The organism is Pontibacter sp. GD7 (assembly GCF_058216375.1).
Window position 1 is genome coordinate 309793 of sequence record NZ_JBYZMP010000004.1, and the last position, 23608, is coordinate 333400.

At 46.4% G+C, this 23608-nt stretch carries 21 protein-coding genes; 8 read left to right on the forward strand and 13 right to left on the reverse strand.

Going from position 1 to position 23608, the window contains the following annotated elements:
* Positions 1-39: 39 nt before the first annotated feature.
* Positions 40-1500, forward strand: coding sequence for a phytoene desaturase family protein (locus tag AC4BAP_RS08740; RefSeq protein WP_490582250.1), 1461 nt, complete (start codon positions 40-42; stop codon positions 1498-1500).
* Between the two features lie 149 nt (positions 1501-1649).
* The gene (locus AC4BAP_RS08745; protein WP_490582251.1) at positions 1650-2537 is read left to right on the forward strand and encodes a DNA/RNA non-specific endonuclease; all 888 of its coding nucleotides are present in this window, start codon (positions 1650-1652) and stop codon (positions 2535-2537) included.
* A 305-nt stretch (positions 2538-2842) separates the two neighbouring features.
* On the opposite strand, the gene AC4BAP_RS08750 is transcribed toward AC4BAP_RS08745, so the two are convergent.
* Entirely contained in the window at positions 2843-3244 is a 402-nt protein-coding gene (locus AC4BAP_RS08750; RefSeq protein ID WP_490582252.1) for a nuclease A inhibitor family protein, read from the reverse strand.
* A 119-nt stretch (positions 3245-3363) separates the two neighbouring features.
* Between AC4BAP_RS08750 and AC4BAP_RS08755 the strand changes: the two genes are divergently transcribed.
* Positions 3364-4239, forward strand: coding sequence for an SDR family oxidoreductase (locus tag AC4BAP_RS08755; RefSeq protein WP_490582253.1), 876 nt, complete (start codon positions 3364-3366; stop codon positions 4237-4239).
* 69 nt (positions 4240-4308) lie between these two features.
* Here the strand turns inward: AC4BAP_RS08755 and AC4BAP_RS08760 are convergent, their stop codons facing one another.
* The 6 genes from AC4BAP_RS08760 to AC4BAP_RS08785 all read right to left on the reverse strand — a co-directional run bounded on the left by AC4BAP_RS08760 (position 4309) and on the right by AC4BAP_RS08785 (position 12538).
* Positions 4309-4947 (reverse strand): hypothetical protein, encoded by a 639-nt coding sequence (locus AC4BAP_RS08760; RefSeq protein ID WP_490582254.1) that lies wholly within the window; start codon positions 4945-4947, stop codon positions 4309-4311.
* Positions 4948-5433: 486 nt separating this feature from the next.
* Positions 5434-6633: a dipeptidase gene (locus AC4BAP_RS08765; RefSeq protein ID WP_490582255.1), complete on the reverse strand. Its 1200-nt coding sequence runs from the start codon at positions 6631-6633 to the stop codon at positions 5434-5436.
* 183 nt (positions 6634-6816) lie between these two features.
* Positions 6817-7689 carry a TolB family protein gene (locus AC4BAP_RS08770; RefSeq protein WP_490582256.1) on the reverse strand — a complete coding sequence of 291 codons (873 nt, stop codon included), beginning with the start codon at positions 7687-7689 and terminating at the stop codon, positions 6817-6819.
* Between the two features lie 132 nt (positions 7690-7821).
* Entirely contained in the window at positions 7822-9030 is a 1209-nt protein-coding gene (locus AC4BAP_RS08775; RefSeq protein ID WP_490582257.1) for a hypothetical protein, read from the reverse strand.
* Between the two features lie 415 nt (positions 9031-9445).
* Entirely contained in the window at positions 9446-11686 is a 2241-nt protein-coding gene (locus AC4BAP_RS08780) for a S46 family peptidase (RefSeq protein ID WP_490582258.1), read from the reverse strand.
* 501 nt (positions 11687-12187) lie between these two features.
* On the reverse strand, positions 12188-12538 hold the full coding sequence (locus AC4BAP_RS08785; RefSeq protein ID WP_490582259.1) for a YkvA family protein: 351 nt from the start codon (positions 12536-12538) through the stop codon (positions 12188-12190).
* Positions 12539-12846: 308 nt separating this feature from the next.
* Between AC4BAP_RS08785 and AC4BAP_RS08790 the strand changes: the two genes are divergently transcribed.
* Both AC4BAP_RS08790 and AC4BAP_RS08795 read left to right on the forward strand, forming a co-directional pair.
* Entirely contained in the window at positions 12847-13422 is a 576-nt protein-coding gene (locus AC4BAP_RS08790) for an SRPBCC family protein (protein WP_490582260.1), read from the forward strand.
* Positions 13423-13481: 59 nt separating this feature from the next.
* Complete coding sequence (locus AC4BAP_RS08795) at positions 13482-14096, forward strand: FMN-binding negative transcriptional regulator (RefSeq protein ID WP_490582261.1); 615 nt, start codon at positions 13482-13484, stop codon at positions 14094-14096.
* 416 nt (positions 14097-14512) lie between these two features.
* Here AC4BAP_RS08795 and AC4BAP_RS08800 read toward each other — a convergent pair whose 3' ends face one another.
* Positions 14513-15934 (reverse strand): PhoH family protein, encoded by a 1422-nt coding sequence (locus AC4BAP_RS08800; RefSeq protein WP_490582262.1) that lies wholly within the window; start codon positions 15932-15934, stop codon positions 14513-14515.
* Between the two features lie 280 nt (positions 15935-16214).
* Between AC4BAP_RS08800 and AC4BAP_RS08805 the strand changes: the two genes are divergently transcribed.
* On the forward strand, positions 16215-16679 hold the full coding sequence (locus AC4BAP_RS08805) for a toxin-antitoxin system YwqK family antitoxin (protein ID WP_490582263.1): 465 nt from the start codon (positions 16215-16217) through the stop codon (positions 16677-16679).
* Between the two features lie 6 nt (positions 16680-16685).
* Here the strand turns inward: AC4BAP_RS08805 and AC4BAP_RS08810 are convergent, their stop codons facing one another.
* The 3 genes from AC4BAP_RS08810 to AC4BAP_RS08820 form a co-directional block, all read right to left on the reverse strand.
* Positions 16686-17219 carry a hypothetical protein gene (locus AC4BAP_RS08810; protein ID WP_490582264.1) on the reverse strand — a complete coding sequence of 178 codons (534 nt, stop codon included), beginning with the start codon at positions 17217-17219 and terminating at the stop codon, positions 16686-16688.
* Between the two features lie 124 nt (positions 17220-17343).
* Positions 17344-17991, reverse strand: a complete 648-nt coding sequence (locus AC4BAP_RS08815; protein WP_490582265.1) for an AlbA family DNA-binding domain-containing protein — start codon at positions 17989-17991, stop codon at positions 17344-17346.
* 149 nt (positions 17992-18140) lie between these two features.
* A complete protein-coding gene (locus AC4BAP_RS08820) occupies positions 18141-18506 on the reverse strand; it encodes a DUF3127 domain-containing protein (RefSeq protein WP_490582266.1) in 366 nt (121 codons plus the stop codon).
* 179 nt (positions 18507-18685) lie between these two features.
* Here AC4BAP_RS08820 and AC4BAP_RS08825 point away from each other — a divergent pair, with 179 nt between their 5' ends.
* Entirely contained in the window at positions 18686-19615 is a 930-nt protein-coding gene (locus tag AC4BAP_RS08825; protein ID WP_490582267.1) for an isoaspartyl peptidase/L-asparaginase family protein, read from the forward strand.
* A 32-nt stretch (positions 19616-19647) separates the two neighbouring features.
* On the opposite strand, the gene AC4BAP_RS08830 is transcribed toward AC4BAP_RS08825, so the two are convergent.
* Entirely contained in the window at positions 19648-20535 is an 888-nt protein-coding gene (locus tag AC4BAP_RS08830; RefSeq protein WP_490582268.1) for a cyanophycinase, read from the reverse strand.
* A gap of 332 nt (positions 20536-20867) precedes the next feature.
* Here AC4BAP_RS08830 and AC4BAP_RS08835 point away from each other — a divergent pair, with 332 nt between their 5' ends.
* Positions 20868-21368 carry a YciE/YciF ferroxidase family protein gene (locus AC4BAP_RS08835; RefSeq protein WP_490582269.1) on the forward strand — a complete coding sequence of 167 codons (501 nt, stop codon included), beginning with the start codon at positions 20868-20870 and terminating at the stop codon, positions 21366-21368.
* Between the two features lie 155 nt (positions 21369-21523).
* Here AC4BAP_RS08835 and AC4BAP_RS08840 read toward each other — a convergent pair whose 3' ends face one another.
* The gene (locus AC4BAP_RS08840; protein WP_490582270.1) at positions 21524-23422 is read right to left on the reverse strand and encodes a M1 family metallopeptidase; all 1899 of its coding nucleotides are present in this window, start codon (positions 23420-23422) and stop codon (positions 21524-21526) included.
* Positions 23423-23608 lie beyond the last annotated feature (186 nt).

Here is a 23608-nt window from a genome sequence, read left to right on the forward strand (position 1 = left end):
ACAAATATAGCAGCTTCCGGTTTAGAGAAGCAGTTAAAGATGTATATGGACTATGACGTTATACTTGTAGGCTCTGGGTTTGGATCGCTTTCGGCTGCGGCATTACTGGCGAAGCGCGGACTCAAAGTATGCGTGCTTGAGCAAGCCAAGTACCCCGGCGGTTGCGCCACGTCTTACAAGCGCAAAGGCTACTGGTTCGAGACGGGGGCTACCACCCTGGTTGGTTTAGATGAGCACATGCCATTGCGCTACTTAGTGGATGAACTTGGCTTGGAGATACCTGTACGCAAACTGGAGCCACCCATGCAAGTGCATTTGCCAAACGGTGAGGTACTGCTTCGTTACACGAAGCTGGAAGACTGGATACAGGAAGCGGAGCGTGTGTTCGGCAAGTATAAGCAGCGGGAGTTCTGGGAACATTGCTATGGTATCAGCCAGCAAGTATGGCGTACCTCCCTGGAGCAACGCAGTTTTCCGTTTTCTAACCTCAAGGACTTGCTGCTAAGTATAAAACGTGCGCGACCTGCCCAGGTAAAGTTGTTGCCTGCCGCCTTCAGAACCATGCAGGATATGCTGCGCAAGTATAAATTGCATGATAACCGCCTGTTTACAGACTTTGTGAACGAGCAGTTGCTGATTACCGCACAGAACCATGCCCATGAGGTAAATGAGCTCTTCGGCGCCACAGCCCTTTGCTATACGCTATACTCGAACTATTATGTAGATGGGGGACTGATCAACCTGGTAAAGCCTGTGGTGCGTTACATTGAGCAGCATGGAGGCGAGATAAAGTATGGCCAGCAGGTAAGGCAGGTAGAAACATTGCAAACAGGCTACAAGGTGACAACCTCTAAAGCCAGCTATCTAAGCCGTTACGTGATCAGTGGCATTCCGTTAAATAATACTGCAGAGATCTTCTCTGATGCAAAAATAAAAGGCAGTCTGCAACCGTACCTGTTGTCTTCAGAAAAACTGAATGGCGCCTTTACCATGTCGCTTGTGTTGCGCCTGCAGGAGCCGGTAAAAGTGCTGCATCACCAGGTGCATGTTCCGGAGGGGTTGTCTGTAATCGGCAGTAATAGCATTTTCATCAGTTTCAGCCATCCAAAAGATATGCAAAGATCCAAAGCAGGGGAGGTCCTCGCCTCGGTTAGTACCCACGTACCGCATCCGGAAAATCTGCATATAAGCGATAAGGCGCAGGTAGAGCAGGCCATACTTGATACCCTTGAAAATGCTGGCCTGCTTGAACAAGAAAGTATAGTTTACAGTCAATCGGCTACGCCAGGTGCATGGATCTTCTGGACCAACAGGGCTTACGGGGCTGTTGGTGGTTACCCGCAATATCGTAACATCAAACCCTGGCAGATGAAAGATGCACGACTCGACCATAAAGGGGCTTACGTGTGCGGTGATACTGTTTACCCTGGACAGGGAATAGTTGGCGTTTGCTTAAGCGGCATTATTGCAGCTAATAAGCTTTGGCAGGATCATTTCTGATCAAGAAACTGAGGTCAAGTATAGCATTTAAACATGCTGGCTTATAGTTGTTTAAAGAATGTAATCCTTTGAAAATATTTTAACACTGGGATAACAATCAATCCGAAAACATCAGGCATCTTTGAGTATCCAAATAACTCTATATGTCTATGTTAAAACAGTTCAAACAGTTCGTGTATCTGTCCCTGGTGGGACTGATGCTTGTTTCCTGTTCGCAGGAAACCGTTGCCCCGGAGGCAGACATGCAAAAAGTTGGCAAGCTAAGCGAGGCCGCCAACGCCACCGCCACCCAGGACAACAATATGGCGATGGGCAATCCAAGCGGTGCCAACACCAGCTATTCAAATTACCTGATCAACAAGTCGCAGTACTCTATGTCGTACAACAGCTACCGAGGCACTCCAAACTGGGTAAGCTGGCACCTGAGCAGCGCATGGCTGGGCTCTACACCGCGTCAGGACGATTTCAGGGCAGACAACTCGCTGCCAAGCAGTTTTTACAAAGTAACTTCTTCTGATTACACTGGTAGCGGTTTCGACCGTGGCCACAACTGCCCATCAGCAGACCGTACCCTTACTGTGGCTGATAACTCGGCTACTTTCCTGATGTCTAACATGATACCGCAGGCACCAAACAATAACCAGCAAACTTGGGCAAACCTGGAGAACTATTGCCGCACCTTGGTTAACCAGGGGAATGAGCTGTATGTGATCATGGGTAGCTATGGTACAGGTGGCACTGGCTCTGGGGGCTATAAAACCACTATCGCCAGCGGAAAAGTAACCGTGCCAAACCGCATCTGGAAAGTGATCGTGGTATTGCCTGTTGGCACCAGCGACGTAAGCCGCGTTACAACCAGCACACGCGTTATCGCTATCGATACGCCAAACTCAACATCTATCAGCAGCAGTTGGGGCACTTACCGCACTACTGTTGATGCGATCGAGGCTGCAACAGGTTATAACATACTTTCAAACGTGCCTACCTCTATTCAGAGCGTGATAGAGGCCAAAGTAGATAACGGCCCGACGTCGTAAGTATAAAATAATTAACTAGCTCAAGTTGCGATACATGATAAACCAAGCAGGTGTAAACACACCCCTGCACCCCTCTCAAGAGGGGAATTTTACCACCCAGCTCCTCTTCCTCCCATAACAGAAGTGGAGAATTCCTAATCAAGTGTCCCCCTTTGAAGGGGGTAGGGGGATGACAATCGTTCCTGATTTCCCTCCTCTGGATTAGCCAAAGCAAGCGTTTTGAGCTAGCGAGCCTAGCTCTTAGGGGTGGGTAAATCGCAACTTGAGTTAAAAAGAAAAGGGCCTGCATTGTTCAGGCCCTTTTTTTATGTTTCTACCACCAGCGTTTTAAGGCCGGCATAATCTCCGTTATCGGTTTCGCCAAGCAAGTATACCGGCATGCTTATCTCGCTTATCTTATAAGCCTTCACGTTCTTTAGCAGTTCTTTTAGCTTGGCTTCCAATTGCTTAAAGCGTTCGGCGTTTTGTTTCTGGGTTTGGTCTGCATCAGGGTGTGGGTTTTTCATGCGATGCAGGAAATCCTCCAGTTCCAGTACCTGTACCGATGTACCCGCAGGCTTGCCATCCCATTCTACCACGAGTTCTTCAGTAAAGGGCTCGTCGGGTTTTTCGTGAAAATAAAACTCAAATGCCTCGTCTGTTTCGCTCATCATCAGCAAACCATTGCTGGCTTTAAGCAGCTCTTGTTTAAGTTGATCTTTGTCCATGGTTGTAAACTTCAATTTTTGGGGCACGATTTTCCGGTAATTTATATCAATATGCTTATATTTCGTAAAAGGGGCCGAAAGTATTGGTCCTGAAACTGAAAGTATAAACGTAAATAACTATGATAAAAGCCGAACCGATGTTAAAAGAGGGCTCCCTAAAAGGTAAGACCATTATCGTTACCGGTGGTGGTACGGGACTTGGGCGCTCTATGGTTAAATATTTTTTAGAGCTTGGTGCCAATGCTGTTATCTGTAGCCGCAAAATAGAGGTGCTGGAGCAGGCAGCCAAAGAGCTGGAAGAGGAAACAGGCGGGAAAGTACTGCCAATTGCCTGTGATGTGCGCAAATATACCGAGATTGAAGCTGTGATCGAAACCGCTATAGAGCGCTTTGGTCGGGTGGATGTGCTGGTTAATAATGCGGCCGGTAACTTCGTGAGCCCAACAGAGCGCCTGAGCCATAAAGCTTTTGACGTAGTTACCGACATTGTGTTAAAAGGTACTTACAATTTTACCCTGGCTATGGGCAAACGCTGGATCGAGCAGAAGCAGGAGGGAACCATGCTCAACATCGTGACTACCTATGCCTGGACAGGTTCCGGTTATGTGGTGCCGTCGGCCTGTGCTAAAGCCGGTGTGCTGGCGCTTACCCGTTCGCTTGCCTCTGAGTGGGCAAAGTATGGCATCCGGTCCAACGCCATTGCTCCAGGGCCATTCCCGACAGAGGGTGCCTGGACTCGCCTGTTCCCGAAACAACTTGCCGATAAACTGGACCCATTGAAGCGCATACCTGTGGGGAGGTTTGGTGAGCACCAGGAACTGGCCAATCTTGCCGCCTACCTGGTTTCGGACTTTGCCTCCTTTGTGAACGGTGAAGTTGTAACGATTGATGGCGGCGAGTGGCTGTACGGTGCCGGTGAGTTCAACGCCTTCGATCAGATACCACAGGAGATGTGGGATGCCATGGAGAAGCAGATGCGCGGCAAAGGGCAGTAAGAGTAACCTGAAGTATAAAAAAAGCCTCTGCTTAATGGCAGAGGCTTTCCTTTTTCCGGGTGTTAACTATTAGCTGCCACTTGTTGCAAGTAGTACCAATACCAGGTTTGTACCAAAGCCTATAGCCCAGTTTTTCCATACTTTACCTGATTTTATTTTGCGGGCACTCTTTCGGTAGCCATTGGCATAATCTGGCTGCTGTAGTAACTGGTTATTTGGAGCATCAAGGTTTTCCATTTTAGGAGTTGATGAGGAGGTTGCGATAGCAGGAATTAAGCCTATTAACGGAGACACAAGACTAGCTATCAATACACCTGTTCCGGCAGGTTTGTACCCATCATAATACATCTGTGCATCGTTCTGTCCTTTCTGGTAAAGCTGTAAGGGCGCCTCAGAAGCAAAAGATGCAGGCTGATTCGCAGAAGGTGTTACACCTGTGGCGTTAGAAGCAACCAGATTGTCATTTGCAGGCAGTTCAAACGACTCTGTAGTTTTATCGGCGTACTGTATCAGCATAACCTCGCCTTTTGCAACCACATACGTTGGGCCCTCCAGGTTACTGAAGCGCTTATACTTTATTTCAGAAGTAGACACTTCCAGAACCTTTGCCTCCAGTTTCTCGCCAGAGCGTTTTGTAATGATATCCTGTGCCTGTAAGGCAGCGATCGAAAGGAACGCGAAAATGAAAGAGAGTATTACTTTTCTCATGTGTTATTAGTTTGTTTTCTTAAATAATTTTCCCCAATATTAATATAATTCATTCAGGCTAACAATAGGTGAATTAAAATATTTTAAGCGCCTAATATTCTGTCTGCGCTAGCTTAACTTGCGGTGGATCATATCTTAAACTTGCCTATAGTTTGATGATGGAAGTATAATTTTCCGCTTGAGTGGCATGTGCCTACGTTTAGGACACAAGTATAAAACGCACTATCTACCGCGAGTTTTAAACTCGTGGTTGTGCATGAGGGCAAGCTTCCAGCTTGCGTGAGTCGCTTTTTATACTTTTGCATATCTACACAAGCTGAAAGCTTGCTACAGAATAAGCCACGAGTTTAAAACTCGCGGCAGGAAGAATAGCGAATCTAAATTTGTGTCCTAATGGTAGTTTGAGAGGGGCAGGGGTGTGTAATCGATCGGAGATTTATACTTTCAGAATTCCAGATTTCTCCCATTGATCAAAATGACACACTATTAACGCTCATTCGCTTTATAAACCCTCAGGAAATTACCGCCCAATATCTTGTATACATCTTCTTCTGAGTAACCTCTGGCTAGTAGCTCTTTGGTGATGACCGGGTAATCGTTTACGCCGTCGAGTTGGCGCGGGGTAGAGGAGATGCCGTCGAAATCGGAGCCCATGCCTACGTAATCAACCCCAACCAGTTTTACGATGTGGTCCAGGTGGTCGAAAAGTATGGATAGGGGTGGACGAACTGCCTCAACTTCCTCGGGGTATTTTTGGCGCAGCCTTTCTGCAATGTTTGAGCTGGACCAGCCCAGGCTGCGCAGGGAGTCTGTTTCGGTTTTGTGTCTTTCCCTAAAAGCTTTGCTGCGGCTGTCGAAATCGGGATCAAGGAATCCGGAGTAGAAGTTTAGCTGAATGACACCACCGTTTTTGGCAATGGCTTTTATCTGATCGTCTTTCAGGTTGCGGGGCAACGGGGCAATGCTGTGCACGCAACTATGCGATACCAGAACCGGTTTTTTAGTTACATCCATAGCGTCCCAGAAAGTACGCTCTCCAACATGGCTCAGGTCTACCAGCATGCCCATTTTATTCATGCGCTTCACTACCTTTTTCCCGAATTTCGTAAGTCCTTTTTTATCCTCAGGCAGTTTGCCGGAGGCTTCGTCGGCAGCAGAAGTCGCCCAGGGCGTGGAGTTGTTCCAGGTAAGGGTCATGTAGCGGGCACCTTGTTTATAGAGGCCTTTTAACTTCTTCAGATCATTGTCTATCATGTGGCCGCCTTCCACGCCAATCATACTTGCCATTTTGCCTTGTGCTACTGCCTGCATCATGTCGTTGTAAGATGTGGCAAACAGCATGTGCTGTGGGTTGCGGGCAGCTACTGCTTTCAGGGTGTCGATCTGTAATGTGGCATACTTGTAATCCCCGGTCTCATCGCTCCACACCGAAAAGAACTGCACATCCACGCCGCCCTCTTTAAAGCGTGCCAGGTCGGAGTGTGTTTTGCCACGCAGGTCTTTGCTGATGTCCATGCCTTCAAGTATCGAGATCAGCACGTCGTTATGGGTATCCACAAGTATGGCTTTCTCGTGTATTTTTTTGTAATCCGGAGCCTGGGCGTAAGCCAGTCCAGCTACTGCGGAAAGGGCAATGGTTAAGGCTGCTTTGCGTAGCAGGGAAGGATTAGCGATATTTTGTTTCATTGTAATTTCTGGTTTGATGAAAGAAATGAGAAACGGATTTAGAGCTTTTCGGATGATATTAACCCACCCCTGCCCCTTTGAAGGGGGTAGGGGGATGACAATCGTTTCCTGATACTCCACCTTGGAAGGGTTAGGGGTGGGTTAACACAGTCATGAGAATTAAAACATCCATCATATCTATCCCTATTCACTTACCACCACAGCTAGTTTGTTATTACCTGGGTCTACAGCCAATCGCGTAATTCCTTTTAACACATCTGCTTGGCCAGATACTTTTACTTCCTGCCATACCTTGTCTTTGCCCGGTTTGTAGCTAAAAATCTTTTCTCCGTCGCTGCTAAGTATAGTGCCGTTAGTAGTCCAAGTAATGTCTTCGCGGCCTGGCAAAGTAGGTGCTATGGTTGTTATACTTCCAGTTTTTATATCATAACGTTTTATCAGCCATTGTTCCTTATCCGACTTATCAATAAAACTCATGGCAGCCTGTCCGGGTATTTTGTGTAGCGAGCGGCCAATGCTTTTTGCTAGTACTTTGTTTTGCTTTGTATCGAGGTTATAGTGCTGTAGTTCGTGGCCGTCTTCGGCAAGGATAAACAGCAACAGGTTTTTGCTGTCTATCCAGGCGTGGTAACCAACCGTCAGGTTGTCTATCAGTATTGTTACATCTTTGCTCTCCAGGTTATACATGCCCAGGTCTTGCTTGCCGTTTTCGTGCTGAATGATACAGGAAATGTGCTTGCCATCGGGCGTGAGGGTAGGAGAGAACTCGTTTTCTGGCGTGGCAGTAAAGTCGGTGGTTTGCTTCGTGTTTATGTTATAGCTCCGGATGTCCATTTTACCATCTGGCTGCGCAGAGGAATAGTATACCAGCGGCTCCGATTTATGGAAATGTGGCTGGTTGTCGTACCCCGCATGGTTGGTGATGTTGCGCGGGTTCGAAAGTATGATTTCATTCTTCTTTTTGGCCATATCCAACAACAGAATGTCGGTGTTGGTTTGGGCCTTTAGAATTGATGGAAAAAGAAGTACGAGTGAGTATAATAAAGTTCTTTTCATAAGATTCTGTAAAAGAAGTATAAGATATTGCAGCAAAAGGAAATAAACTACAATTATGTGCTTTAAATTTGCGGCCGCTTAGTTATTCTAAATTGTATAATAGATTGAAATTAAGTGCCTAAGCAGAAAAGCTTAATTGAAAATATTCAGGCTATACTCTAATCCAACCTGCAAATCCGGTGCATTGTCCACATCAAGATCTTCTCGTAAGTAAGCTGAAATGCTGTTCCCATTCTGGCTATACGAAATGCTAACACTATGGGCAGAAAGTGGTCTGTATAAATGCGATAAGGTAAAGTGCCAATGGCTAACCACTCTTTCGCCAGTGTTTACGAGATAATCATACTGTGAGCTTTTGTTGAATGATGATTGCACGTAGTAAGTTGTTGCAAATGACAAAAAGCCTGTATTGGGTAATTTTTTCTGATAATTCAGAAATAGTTCGGTGCTATGTAGAAAGGGATTGTTGCCCAACTCAACGCCCGAATTAAATTGAATGGCTTTTTGACGCAAAGTACCTAAACTGATACCGATGTTCAAGCCTGCGTTATCTGATATAGTTGCCTTTTTAATCGCTGAAGCAGATAAGCCTACATCAATAGAAGAATTTACCTTTGAAGTGTTTACACCTACATGCGTACCAATATTTAGGCTAATTTTTCGGGCATTTAATGATTCAGCAACTGGGAAATAAGTATACGTAGCCTCTATTCCACTCAATACAAAATCTCTATTGTTCAGTGTCAGATTCCTGCCGTTTACATCTTTGTATTTAATAAGTGCTTTATTAAAGCCATAGTATTTTCTCCCGAAAGGGTCTTCACCTCCAGCGATATTTGAATGAAACCATTCTATGAACTGGTCACTGGTGAGAAGTGACACTGGAGGCCTGCCTTTGTCTAATGAAAAAGCACGGGCTGTTAACCCTAATTGCGTATGTGGAGAAACCGAAGTTGAGTAGTTAAATCTGTAAGATCTGATAACTCCATCTGCATGAAATTCTAACTGCTGTGCCGGAGAAATTGCCGGGTTGAAGCTGCCCCCTCTGTGGTGCCACACCATTGATTTCATTCTGTTGATGCTTTCGGTCTCTAATGGCAAGTAACCGATAGCGTTTGGTAACCATACGTTTCCACTCGAAAAATTTAGAGTTAAGCGTGGTTTGCTCAACGGTTTTTTTTGGAGGTTATGCTCAATTCTGATTATATAAACCCCAAAAGGATGCACTGGTAATGTGTTTAATCTATATTCTGGAAACTCTGAGTTATTGGATTTATTTGTGCTGTCATTTTCTGTGTGATTGTAAAAATTAATCATTAACAGCAAAAAAATAAATTTCATGAATGTAGTGCTATAAAAGGCTGAAGTATAACTTGTTAAGTGTTTACAAATATAAATGAATTTATATATTAAATGCTGATTAGCAGGCAGTCTGCAATAACTAAAACCGTTTTGGCTGGGCTAAGTGAAGATTTCTTTAATAGAATTGCTTGCCAAGCAAGATTATTCGAGGGTTTTAATTCAGAATAGATTCTGATGTAAATGTTACCCATCTGAGTTTAGTTGAGCAAGCTTGTTACATTGAATTATTGAATTCCTGTATCGCCATTTTACAGTACAAATATGTGCATGCAACTTTCCATGCTCATGAAATGCAGCATGCTTTGTATGCTTTAAGTGTTAAATACAGATTGTTTTAAACAAAAAAAGCCCCGCCTTATGTGAAAGCGGGGCTTTGAGTTATTTAAAGAGCAAGCTAGTTTAACACTGCCTTTTCCTTCTTTTTTTTCTTCTTGTCTTTTTTAGAAGGTTCTTCAGATTTCTGGTTACGACGCGCATCAACCTGCGGTAAGCCAGAAGTCTCGTCAGTTACCAGCGTCATTTCCTCTACCAGGTGGGCGGCGCCGGCAAATTTGTCTACGATGAACAGCATGTAGCGCACGTCTACTGAAATGTTGCGCACCTGGTCCGGGTTGTACACGATGTCGCTCATGGTGCCTTCCCAGTTTCTGTCGAAGTTAGTACCGATCAGCTGGCCATTGGCATTGATTACCGGAGAACCAGAGTTACCACCTGTAGTATGGTTAGAGGCAATAAAGGCAACCGGAAGCTCACCGTTTACTCCGTAGCGGCCGTAGTCTTTCTGCTCATACAGCTCCTTCAGGCGGGCAGGTATGGCATAGTCCTCAGCTGCACCAGACTCAGCTTTCTCAATAATACCCTCCAGGGTAGTATAGTGCAGGTACTTCACACCATCCACTGGCTCGTAAGGCTCTACTTTGCCGTAAGCCACGCGCAGTGTAGAATTCGCATCCGGATAAAATTTCTTGTCGCTCTGCATCTCACGCAAGCCAGCCACATAAGTTCTATACAACAGGTTCAGGTTATCGTTTACCTGGTTGTAAGTCGGCATTACGTTCTTGTTGTAGTAGTCTGTGATGCTGCTTGCCAGTTGTAGGGCCGGGTCGTTCTTCAGTGCATCCTTCTTACCAGCTTTCACATCAGCCAGGGCTTTTCTTACACCAGCCTCCGAAGTAAACACAGACTTGGCAAACACCTCATCGGCATACTTATTAAAGTCGCCTTTATACTTGCTGCGCACCATGGCAAAAGCGCCTGGGTGCATTTTAGCGTCTATGTTCTTGTAGTATAGGTCAAGCAGGGCGGCGAATACTTTCTTGTCGGTAGGGGCGTTGTAGTCTTTGTAGAAAGGAGCAATGGTTTTCTCTAGTTTATCTACCTGCGCGTCTATCTCATTCTTAGGCGCATATGCCTCCAGCATTTCCTGCAGCTTTACGAAGGTATTGGCAAAGCGCACGATCTCCACACCATAAGCAGCCTCCGAAATGTAATCACGGGAGAGCGTGATGCCATCCAGTGCCTTGTAGTTTTTCTCAAATTCAGCTAATACATTGCCATACTTTGCCTGGCGTGTCGGGTCTGCAGCAACCCAGTTGGAAAACTGCTTCTCTAGCTGCTGTTTCTTCTCGATCGCGTTGGCCTTACGGATGCCACGGTTCTCACCTATCCATTTTTTCCAGGCATTGGCAATGCTGGCATACTTGGCTGCATACTGAATACGCACCGCGTCAGAAGCCTTCATGTCCTTGTCCAGGATATTCAGCTTTGTTTCGCGGATATTGATCTTGTGCGGGTTAGACACCGAGTAAATTTCCTGAACCGCCTGCGAGGTAAGGTACTCGTTGGTACGGCCCGGGAAACCGAACACCATGGTAAAGTCGCCTTCGTTTATGCCGCTAAGCGAGATAGGCAGGTGATGCTTTGGCTTGTATGGCTTGTTGTTTGGTGAGTAGTCGGCCGGCTCGTTGTTAGGGCCTGCGTAGATCCTGAAAAGTGAGAAGTCACCGGTATGGCGTGGCCACATCCAGTTATCCGTATCGCCACCAAATTTACCGATGGATGATGGCGGCGCACCTACCAAACGCACGTCGCGGAACGTTTCGGTGATGTACATGTAATACTCGTTACCATAGAAGTATGGCTTGATAATGGCATCGTAGTGCGTACCAGCAGTAGACTCGCGGCGTACCTTGGTCATGTTGCGCTGGATGATGGACTCACGGTCAGCCTCTGTTTTGGCATTGGCGGTACCCTCCATTATCTGCTTCGTAACGTCTTCCATACGCACAATAAAGGTAGCTGTCAAGCCTGGATTTGGCTTCTCCTCGGCTTTGGTTTTAGCCCAGAAACCATTGGTCAGGTAGTCGTTCTCTACAGAGCTGTGCTGCTGTATCTGGCCATAACCGCAGTGGTGGTTTGTAAGCAAAAGGCCCTCCGGAGAGATCATTTCGCCGGTACAAAACCCGCCAAACGACACAATAGCATCTTTCAGGCTCGACTGGTTTACACTGTAAATGTCTTCGGCAGTAAGCTTCATGCCCTTCGCCTGCATCGTAGACTCGTTAAGCTGCTTTAAAAGCATAGGCAGCCACATACCCTCGTCAGGTGGGGTGGCCGTAGTGATACCTAAACTCAAGCAAGCAGCCGCAAAAAAGGATAATATGCGTTTGCTGATCATTGGAAAGTTAAATTGATTAGTTCTTTTAGCGCTTGAAGTTACGCATTTTTTGGCATTCGTTATTGGTTGGTGGCTGGTCGTTGCTCGTTGTTGGTTATTCGTTTTTCGTTGTTAGTTATTAGGGATTCGTAGAGACGCAATACCTTGCGTCTTATTAGCTACTGGGCGATAGGTTTCGATATGGGTTGATAGATCCGTAGAAACGCAATATTTTGCGTCTTGTTAGCTACAAGGCACAGACGCTCACAGGTCTGGAAGGCGCTGTGAGGTCTTGCAGGCTATATTTCCAAATTATACTTTAACTGATATTGCTAAAGTGAACCCAATTGCCCTGTTGCTGGCAAGACGCAAGGTATTGCGTCTCTACAAAATCGAACAACGAACAACGATCAACGAAAAACGAATAAAAGCCACTTCCTTTGCAGAAAGCGGCTTTTAGCATGATTCAAGAATGTGGCTTTAAAACGTTCCGATGCGTGTATGGTCAAAGCTCCGGTCATTTTCCCAGTTTCTGAATTTTGTGATCTCGGTTTGGAATGCATCAACAAACCAGGCGATCAGGCTGAGGTCGTCGAGCAGTCCGAGGCCGGGAATAAAGTCGGGTATAATGTCGATGGGTGTTACGAGGTAAATCAAAACCGCTACTCCAATCATCAATGATTTTGTAGACACGTTTCGGTATTCGCCACTCATGTATGCTTTTACCAAGCGCATAAATGCCTGCAACTTGTCTTTTATCTGCGCAAATCCCGACTCCTTGTTTTCTGCATCTACTAGTTTTCCATAAGCCGTGGAAAGTAGCAACGCCATTTTGGCTGGTTTGGCCAGCAATCTGCCCGCTCTCCCTAAAAACCTTTTAAATATAGGATTCTGCGAGAATTGAAGGCCTTTTTGAATCCAGTCGTTTATCATATTAGCTATATATTTTAGTCTCTATGTTACCCTGTACGATATCTGCAATTTTTAAGCCGAATTATCACGATCATGAAATGAATTTAACAGCAGCTTCCTTAAAAATATTTATACCTGTTCTGCTTGTTTACTAACAAAATACTCCTTTAAATTGGTGTAGAAATTCCTGCTTATAGTACAAACGTAATTTTCCTCCTTTTAAACCCATGAAATCGCTGAAGATTGTAATTCTGGCTTTACTGCTGCTGGCTGTTGCGCTTTTTGGCGCATCGTATCAGTTGCCGCTACAGGTTGAGGTAGAGCAAAGTATAGTGTTGGCAGCAAAGCCGGAACAAGTATACCCTTACATCGAGAACCCAACGCTCTGGGAGAAATGGAATGCGGTAAACACGGCTACAGATCCAAGTATGATCAGGCTTTACAGCGGACCCATGACAGGAACCGGCGCTCGCATGCAATGGAACGGCGACAGGGTAGGAAAAGGAGAGGTGGTGTTTCTGGAAAGTTTAAGTCCTAAGCAGCTTAATTACAAGCAGACCGAAAGTAAGGCAACAGGTGAAATTAACGCTAGTATAAAACTGGAACCTGTAGCCGGTGGCACCAGAATAAACTGGAGACTTGTAAGCCCTGTAGAGGATAACCCGGTGGCCCGATGGTTAGGGGTCTGGCAAAAGTTTAAAAAGCATGAGGAACTGGAAAAAGGCTTATATGGCCTGAAGACTTTGCTGGAAGATAACACTGCTAAGGCCGTAGGAAGCAAGCGAATAGCCAATAAAGATTAACCGCCTCCATAATACCTAAGTTTGACACAAATACTATTACCTACACACAAAATAGAACTATGTATATCCCAAAACACTATCACGTAGAAGACCGGCAAAAACTGCTGAGCTTTATGAAAGAGTTTAGCTTTGCAACCCTGGTCTGTATCCAAGACAATATCCCTGCAGCTTCTCATGTACCTTTTATTGTTTCTGAAGAAGGGGATCAGGTTGTGCTACTGACGCATTTGGCACGGCAAAACCCACAATGGAAGTACCTGCTGGAAGGGCAGGAGGCGCTTGTTATTTTCCAGGAACCACATGCCTACGTTTCCCCTTCATTGTTAGAGAAAGAACTGAACGTACCTACCTGGAATTACTGTGCCGTACATGCTTACGGCAAAGCAAGCGAGATAAGCGAGCCGGAACATATGCTGGCAGCCATGGAACGCAGCATCAATACGTATGAGCCGGAGTACTTGAAGCAGTTCAGAAACATGCCCGAGAAATTTGTAAACGGACTGCTAAAAGGTATCGTGATGCTGGAGATCAAAGTCTCTAAACTGGAAGGGAAGTATAAACTGAGCCAGAACAAAAGTGCGGCCGACCGATACAATGTGCGCGAAAGTATGCTTAACAGTTCCGATTCCACTATCCGGAGAACCGGGGAGTTAATGCAGGAGGAAGAGAATTAATTAATAAACCATTCAATTAAAAAAGCCTGAGCTGATTTATACTTTCAGCTCAGGCTTTTTTACTTAACTCAAGTAAAGATTAACACACCCCTGAGAGCTACGCTCGCTAGCTCAAAACTCTCGTTTTGGCTAGTCTGCAAGAGGGGAATCTCTGCTATTACTATATTGTGATGTAAGTTTAATTGTTGAGGCCATCCCTCGGACAGGTCGCGACCCAACGCCGTAAACTTAAGGTAAAAGCTCTTTCGGACTTCTTTGTCCGAAAGTAAAACTGCCAGGGGACATCCTTGTCCCCGTATTCCGCAACGCGGACAAGAGTGTCCGGATCAGTTTTCAAAATCCTTAAATTGACGGCATTGGGTTTACACCTGCCTGGTTTATCATATAGCGCAACTTGAGTTATTTATACTATGATCCTATAACAGTTCATTTGCCAGGTTAGCCAGTTCAGAACGTTCGCCTCTCAGCAGCGTGATATGGGCATAAAGCGGATGGTTTTTGGCCCTGTCAATCAGATAAGAAAGACCGTTACTCTGCGAGTCCAGGTATGGGGTGTCGATCTGGTAGATATCGCCTGTAAAGATGATCTTCGTGTTTTCACCGGCCCTGGAGATAATGGTCTTCACCTCATGTGGTGTCAGGTTCTGAGCCTCATCCACGATAAAGATGATATTAGATAAACTGCGGCCACGAATATAAGCCAGCGGTGTTATCACCAGTTTCTCCAGGTCTACCATATCCCGTATCTTCTGGTATTCCTTGCTGGTTTCCGCAAACTGGTTCTGAATATACTTCAGGTTATCCCACAACGGTTCCATGTATGGGTTCAGCTTCGATTTTATATCGCCGGGCAGGTAACCGATATCTTTGTTGGAGAGTGGTACAATGGGACGTGCCAGGTAAATCTGCTTGTACTCGCGGCGCTGCTCAATGGCAGATGCAAGTGCCAATAATGTTTTACCGGTACCTGCCACACCCTGAACAGTAACCAACTTTACCTGCGGGTTTAGCAGGGCGTGCAGGGCAAAGGCCTGTTCGGCATTGCGTGGCTTTACGCCAAAAGCGTTTAGCTTGTCTACACGCTCCAATACTTTATCTGTGGCATTGTAATAAGCTAGCACAGAGTTCTTGAAGCTTTTCAGAATGTAATAGTGGTTATCCGCTGGCGCCTCTGTAAACACTTTGCCTACCTCACACTGGCCTTTCTCGTAAAGCTCGTTTACAACGTTTGCCTGTACGTCTTCCACAGTGTCGTTGCCGGTGTAAAGGCCTGCCACGTCCTGTATCTTGCCTGTTTCATAATCCTCGGCCACCAGATTCAACGCGCGGGCTTTAAGGCGCAGGTTTATGTCTTTGGTCACCAGAACCACCTTGTGGGTGGGCATCTCATGCTGCAGCTGCAGGGCTGAGTTAAGTATACGGTGGTCGTTCTTATCCCCGAAAATATTTACAGCATCTACCGACGAACTGTTGTTCATCAGCACTTTAAACTTGCCTTTTGTCTTGCCGTTCAGGGGCAACCATTCCTGCAGTTTATGCTCCGCAGAAAGCTTGTCTATAAAACGAATGAACTCACGTGCCTCAAAGTTCTTGATGTCATTGCCTTTTTTGAAATTATCAAGCTCTTCCAGCACGGTGATCGGGATGGCTACGTCATGTTCCTGAAAATTCTGGACGGCGCTGTGGTCGTAAAGTATAACCGATGTATCCAGAACAAATATTTTCTTATGTTCGGTAGTTGCTGATTTTTTTGGTTTTGCTTTCGTTTTTTTACTTCCGTTTACGACGTTTAGGATAGGTTCTTGTTCAGGGTTGTTCGTTTTGCTTAGGGTTGCCATAGGCGAGGGATTAGGGTGAAACCTTCTTTTTTAGCAGTGCAACTCGGTCGTGCTGCCTGCTTACTGTTCTGGTGCTTTATAGTTATTTACGAATATTTAAGCCTCATGGCTGACTAAATACACACCTCTTATCAAAGTTTTGATCACGAACCTGGTGCAGCAATTCATACTTGCCTGACCCATAAAACATTACAGGTGAAACAAAGTATAACTAAAAAATTAGTTAATAAAAAATTAAATTTTTATCTTCGGGAAATATCGCTGTAAACCTGCATAAACTATGAGAATTATACTTTTACAGCTGTTTATACTTTTACTGCCCTTTGGCGCAATGTCGCAGCAGGTAGTTACCCCAAAGCCAGTAAAAAGCTTTCTGTGGTTTAAGATCAACAAGTATGACAAAGAGGGTAACATGCACGGCCGCTGGAAAGTGTTTTTCGGGAAGGACAACATCGTGATACGAAATGGCCGGTTCAGGCATGGCCACGAAGCTGGCACCTGGAAGTACTATTACCCGGACGGCACACGGTACATGCGTGAGAAGTATAGCCGCAACAGCGAGATAATTAAAGTAACCAAATACCACGAGAATGGAGAAATAGCCCGTAAAGGCGAGGCCCGCCTGATCAAAACGTCTACTTTGGATAAATACTTCTGGTTCGGGGAGTGGGAGGTGTACGATGAGAACGGCAGCTTCAGCCACATAGAAGTGTACCAGGACGGCAACCTAATAAGCAGAAAATAACCCCGGCTAGATTTGAGTTAATTTACTTTTATAGGCTGCAAGCTCTTCTTCTATGGCAGGACTGAGTATAAGTATAAGATGCTCGGCAAATGCGGCGTTTTCAATCGTTTTCTCGTCCATGATGGCTATCAGCCCAAGCAGTTCGCTTTGGTCAGACAGCAAAACGCTTCCAAGGTAACTCTCAATGTTAAAATCCTGCAGCTCTTTATCCGTAGGAAAACTTTCGGTTACCTGGCTGGGGTAATAGCAAAAGCGCTGCGTAAGCACGGCGTCGCAAGGGGTGCCTTTAAGTTGATAGGTGAAATTAGGGAGCGGCATTCCGTTTTTTAGAAACACGCAGGTATGCACGCGCGTGCAATCTTCTGAGGTTATCCCAATGGTAACGTAGGATGCGTTGGTGTACCTGCTTATAAAGGCCGCGGCTTTCGTAAGGAAATCCTTTCCCCTCGCGTTGTTTGCAAGCTCCACCGCCGCCTGAAGAATCGTGTTTTCCTCAATGCCGGGTTCATATTGCCAATGATGTACAAACCTATACTCCATACTTGCCTTCAACAGTTCATGATCCGGTGTGTTACACTTCTAACACAAAAGTATAAACTTAAAGTTTAAAAGCCTGATCTGCTTTGCATTTATGAAGGAGGTGTACGCTATATTTATACTTTAGCTAACTGAGCGTGTAATAGTCTTCCTTTTCTTTGTCGTGGAGCCGCAGGTAACCGTGTATCACCAGCTTAACCAGGGTGCGGTAGGCACGGCGCTGCGACAGGTTGGCCAGTTTCATGTATTGCTTTAACGTGATGCGCGGATTTACCTCCAGGTACTCCAGCACTTTGCTTTCATGGCGCTCCAGGGGCAGTTTTTCAAATGGCTCTGGGAGTTCGTTCTCAAGGGTTTTGTTCACCATCTTGCTTGTCTGCACGCTGGTGTCTTTCACTCGCACGTAACCCCGCCAGTCGTCTTCCTTTACCCTGGCAAAATGAGGCTTGGAGGTGCTTTCCGGCACAGTTACGATCAGTACAGTGCGGTCATTGCTTTCAATCTCCTCATAGTTAAGCACTATTGGCGGGTCGCAGTAAAACTCCGATGCCATGCGCAAAGTATGCATCTCTTCGTCTGGGTCTACCCCACAGATGTATCCGTTGTCTTTTACCCCTATAAGTATGGTGCCACCCCGCGTATTGGCAAAAGAAACCAGTGTGCGGGCAATTTTTTCGGGCTGGGTTACGCGTTGCTTAAAGTCCACGGTATCGCTTTCGCCGCGCAGTATCATGCGTCTGAGTTCTTCCAGGGGTTTGTGGGGTGTGCTGAACATGGTGTCTATCGTTAAGGCAGCGTCGTGTGTATAGCGTTACTTGGGAGGCACTTTATACTTATAATCAAATTCCGGGCCTTTAGTTGTGTTCCGGGGCAAAAAAAAAGCGGACACTAATGCCCGCTCTCTGTATAGTTATACTTGCTTTCCTAGAAAGGCAAGTCGTTGTCGGCATCGTTGCTGTAGAAAGACGGCGCCTCCTGCTGCTGTGGTGCGGACGGAGCACCGTAAGCGTTTGATGCTGGCTCCATTCTCCAGGCCTGCAGGTTAGTAAAGTACATTGTCTGGCCATTTTTTGTGAAAGGCTTGCCAGTAAGGTTAAATGTAACCTTCACTTCGTCACCGTTTTTAAACTGGTCTAACAGGCTGCACTTGTCCTGCGTTAACTGGAACTTTACAAACTGTGTAAATGAGCCATCCGGAATCTCCAGCACGAATTCACGCTTTCTGAATTTTTCGCTTATCTGCTGCTCCTCAAATACCTCGTAAAGTTTACCTTGGATATCAAACGACATAATTAATCTATTAAATAAGTTATTGGTACAAGAACAAAGATAACTATTTTCCTGCTTAAAAAGGTTCTTTGGTGCTGAGTATTTATCCTGTTTATTTAGGCCGATTGTCAGGTAAAGACCAACTGCATTATACTTAGTGGCGTAAGCATATCCTGTACCCATTTACTATATACTTTGTTATGAGCAAGTATGCGATTGCAATACACGGCGGCGCCGGCACTATTACCAAAGCCACCCTCACCGCAGAAAAAGACAGAGCTTACCGCGATGCACTGGAACAGGCAATTATGGCAGGTCATGGTATACTACAGGCTGGCGGCTCTGCCCTGGATGCCGTTGAACTAGCCGTGGTGCACCTGGAAAACAACACGTTGTTTAATGCAGGCAAGGGTTCTGTATTCACAAAGGAAGGCAAGCATGAGATGGATGCCTCCATTATGTGGGGCAAGACCCTGGAGGCGGGCTCAGTGGCCGGGGTGCGCAACATCAAAAACCCGGTAAAGCTGGCCAGGGCTATAATGCAGTACTCTGACCATGTGATGCTGAGCGGCTATGGCGCTGAGGAGTTCGCCCTGACCCATGCCGTGGAGTTTGCCCCTGAGATGTATTTCTTCGATGCCTTCAGGTATAACCAGTGGACGGAGATACGCGACTCCGACATATTTATGCTGGACCACACAGAGGATGTTGAGAAAAAGTTCGGGACGGTAGGTGCCGTGGCCGTGGACCAGGAGGGCAATGTGGCAGCCGCCACTTCTACCGGTGGCATGACCAACAAGCGTTACAACAGGATAGGGGATACGCCCATTATCGGCTCCGGCAACTACGCTAATAATAAGACCTGCGCCATTTCCTGCACCGGGCACGGCGAGTACTTTATGCGTGCAGTGGTGGCCTACGACGTATCGTGCCTGATGGAGTACAAAGGCTATACTTTGCAGCAGGCTTGTGATGAGGTGGTGATGAAGAAACTTGTGGCTTTTGGCGGGGAGGGTGGCCTCATCGCCGTGAATGCGGCGGGGGAGGTGGTACTGTCCTTTAACTCGGAGGGCATGTACCGAGCCAGCAAAATAAACGATGAAGAAACGTATACTGCCATCTACAGGTAGTATACCTGCATGTGTGAAGCACAGTAGCCCGTCTACCCAACCTGGGCATCTACTGGCTTTAGCGCCTCGTGGTCTTTAAAGAATTCACGTGTTTCGATGTTGTAAACGTTGCCTTTGGCCAGCACATGCATGATCAGGTTTGAAATGGCAACCGGCCTGCCTGGATCCACATCGTTGACATTCGTGTACTTTACCTCATGGCTGTCTGCGATCACCACCAGGTTTGAGCCGATGGTCTCAATCATGTGACCTTCCGTTATCAATACGCCGGTGTCCTCGCCAAGGCCTATACCCACCGTTTTGGGATGTGTTACCACGGCTTCCATTAGCCTGCCAAAGCGGCCGCGCGTAACAAAATGGGTGTCAATGATGACCTCGTCAATAAACCCAAGCCCGTGCCCGATCTTAACAGCGCCCTTCAGCAACGACTCCGGAGCACTGCCGCCTTTGATCATTACCTGAGACATGGCCATGGCGCCGGCGCTGGTTCCCGCAATTATAAAATCCTCGTTTTGATACCGTTTCATTAAAATATCGGCTATTTCGGTACCATGAAACATGCGTGTGATGCGAGACTGGTCTCCACCGCTGAACATCACGCCGTCGGCTTCTTTTATCCTTTTAATGTACTCCGGCAGATGTGCGTCCTCCTCAGTCTTTACATGCATCAGGTTCACGTTTTCGGCACCTAAAATTCCGAAAGCGCTCAGGTATCGTTCACCTACCTCTTCCGGGATCATGGAAGCCGTGGTGATGACCTCAATTCTGGGCTTTTTAGTTGGGATCTCCTGCAGAAAGCGCTTAAGTATTCCTAGTTCGAAAAAATCAAGGTAGTATTTTCTTTTAGACTTCGGGTTTGGGTACGTGCCCTTGTCTTCGTTGCCTCCAACAGCTATAAGTTTTCCTTTGGGTCTGTTCACGTCAGGGTATTATTTTTTAGTTAATAGCCGGCAGCATTTCTGTTTATCGTTATCTGCCGCCACATTCTTCTGATTAGATTACCGCTTTTCTTAAAATTCGTTTCAAATTCCGGTTTTTAGTGTGCCATTACTGGTTGTATTGCTGGATGTCAATATATACGTATGAAGTTATAGTGTATTGGATATATTATACAATAATTGCAGTTTACTGCTATATGAATGGGCTTGCCTAATAAAAACAATATTTTGAGAACCTCAGGTATGGCCTGCCGTATAGATAGCCACGAGCAATTCGAGAATACATAATTTTTAACGCGTAACCTTTCCAAGCTATGAAACTTAATAATTTGAAAGACCTATTTGTCCATGAACTTAAAGACCTGTACAATGCAGAGAATCAAATTCTGAAGGCTTTGCCTAAAATGAAGGATGCCGCAGCCTCTAAGGATTTGCAGCACGCTTTCAGCAAGCATCTTTCAGAAACTGAGCAGCATGTGCAGCGCCTCGAAAAGGTATTTAAGATCTTGGGTGAGAAGGCTGCTGGTGAGAAATGTAAGGCAATGGAGGGGATTATCCGGGAAAGCAATGACATGATCAATGAGAAAGCAGATGCGGATGTAATGGATGCTGCCCTCATAAGTATGGCACAGCGTGTAGAGCATTATGAGATTGCCGGGTATGGTACTTTGTGTACGTATGCCAAGCAGTTAAAAATGCAGGATGTGCTGGACCTGCTTCAGATGAACCTGGATGAAGAAAAGAAAACAGACCAAACCCTGACGTTCATTGCCGAAAACAAGATCAACGTTAAAGCAGAACACAGATCCAGATAACACTGGTAACTATACAGCGACATTGAAAAAACTCTGTACTTTCGCCTGGCTTTTCCTAGCAGGTAATGAAAGTGACAGAGTTTTCGCTTTTTAGGGGAAATAACAAAGCCCGGCCATCAGTGGCCGGGCTTTGTCGTTTATTTTATGAACATTATCTATTTCAAAAGATCGTCCAGCGTAACTGTTGATACAGCGTGGTAATTTGGTCTTGCCTTTGCGTAAATAGCCAGTGCCTTTTTCTTGCCCTCTGGCGTGGCTATCAGTGCCTTGTAAATCGGCACCAGGAATTTTCTGCGGCCAACGTTGGTCAGGAAGGTCTCCAGTGCTTTGTCGGCGGTAGTATAGTTGTTTCTGATGGCATGCAGGAGCCAGGCGGCCAGTACTTCGGAGTTGCCAGAGTTCGTGAAATTGAAGGCTTTGTCAAGCTCTGCCATTTGCTGCTGCGTCATGTTTTCCGGCAGCATACGGATAAAGTGCAGCCACTCGTGGCTCGACCAGTCTTTGGTGCTTAGTTGCGCCGCTGGCTTGCCGCCTTTCCAGGCTTTGAAGGATTCCTCAACCTTTGCGAAACGCGAGGAGGTAGGCTTCACAAAATCCTCTGGTAAACCAGGCGAGTACACCCATCCTTCAATGTTGATCTTCTCGGCCAGTTGCTCGTCGCCTTTAATAAGTTCAGCGCGAAGGAAGTTCAGAAACTTATCGGTATCGGTGCTCTGGAAAGCAAAGGTGTTAAAGTAATCGTTTACAAACTTGTCGAAGCGCTCACGGCCTACAGCTTTCTCTATGTTCTGCAGAAAGAAGTTGCCTTTCTCGTATGCGATGTCAGTTAAGCCATCATCCGGGTCACGACCCTCCAGGTCCAGCTTCAGGTGTGTGTCCGCGCTGCCGGCGCCCAGGTCGTTGATGGTGTTGATCATGTCCTGGTAACCTAATACGTTAAGCATGGCGGCATAATCCTTTCCATAGAGCTCTTCCATAATGCGGCGCTCAAAGTATACGGTAAAGCCTTCGTTCAGCCAGAAGTCGTCCCAGGTGGCGTTGGTAACCAGGTTGCCGCTCCAGCTGTGTGCCAGCTCATGCGCTATCAGGCTGGTAAGGGATCTGTCTTTGGCCAGTACGGTAGGGGTAACAAACGTAAGGCGTGGGTTCTCCATACCTCCGAAAGGGAATGACGGCGGCAACACCAACAGGTCGTAACGGTCCCATCTGTATTTGCCGTAGATCTTCTCTGCAGCCTTCAGCATCTTATCCATTTCTGCAAATTCATAGGCAGCGGCCTCAATAGTAGCCGGTTCCGCGTAGATGCCTGTTTGTTCACCAATCTTACGGAAAGTCAGGTCGCCTACCGACAGTGCCATCAGGTAAGATGGGATCGGCTGCTTCATCTGGAAAGTATAAACGCCTGTATCGTTTTTCTGCATTGGGTTTTCGGCACTCATTACCGCCAACAGTTCCTTAGGTACTTTTACCTTGGCGTTGTAGGTAATGCGTATGCCCGGGCTGTCCTGTATCGGTATCCAGGTGCGGGCAAGTATGGCCTGCGACTGCGTGAAAAGGAACGGATACTTTTTACCGGCTGTCTGCTGTGGGTTAAGCCACTGCAGGGCGGCTGCTTCCGGCGACGTTTTATACTTTATCGTTACTTTTTTAGTGTCCGGCTTAATGCTTACAGTAAGCGGCTGGCCCAGGTGCGGCTGCGAGTCACCCAACTCAAATGTGGTTTCCTGCATGTCGTCTCCCAGGTATACTTTCTCAATCTGCAGATCCCTGGCGTCAAAAATGATCTTATCGGTGCCGGTCAGGTTATCGATCATGTATGAGGCCGTACCGCTGATCATCTTCTGTTCAAAGTTCACCTCAATATCCAGGTCAAGGTGTTTTGCTACGGCCTCTGCGGGCTGGGCATAGCTGTGAACGTCTGCAGACATTTTCTCGGTTGCGGTTTGTGCTGTTGTCATAGTTTCACCGTCTTGTGTGGGTTGTGATGTACAGGAGGCAAGCTGCAAGGCGCCTGCCACGCTTAAACCAAGTAAGCAACGTTGGTATGGTTTCATAGGTTTTCTGGGTTTCATTTAAAGCCTAAGTTAGGCATTATCTCCTGCAATTGGAAAATAAGTGCCACAAATAAGCATGGGCGGTTTGATCGGTTTCTTACCCCGTTTTGTACCCTGCCGTTTGCTGGTTACAAGCTTTTAGGTTGTGTCCGTAACATGTAGCTGATGTATTGCCATGATATATAA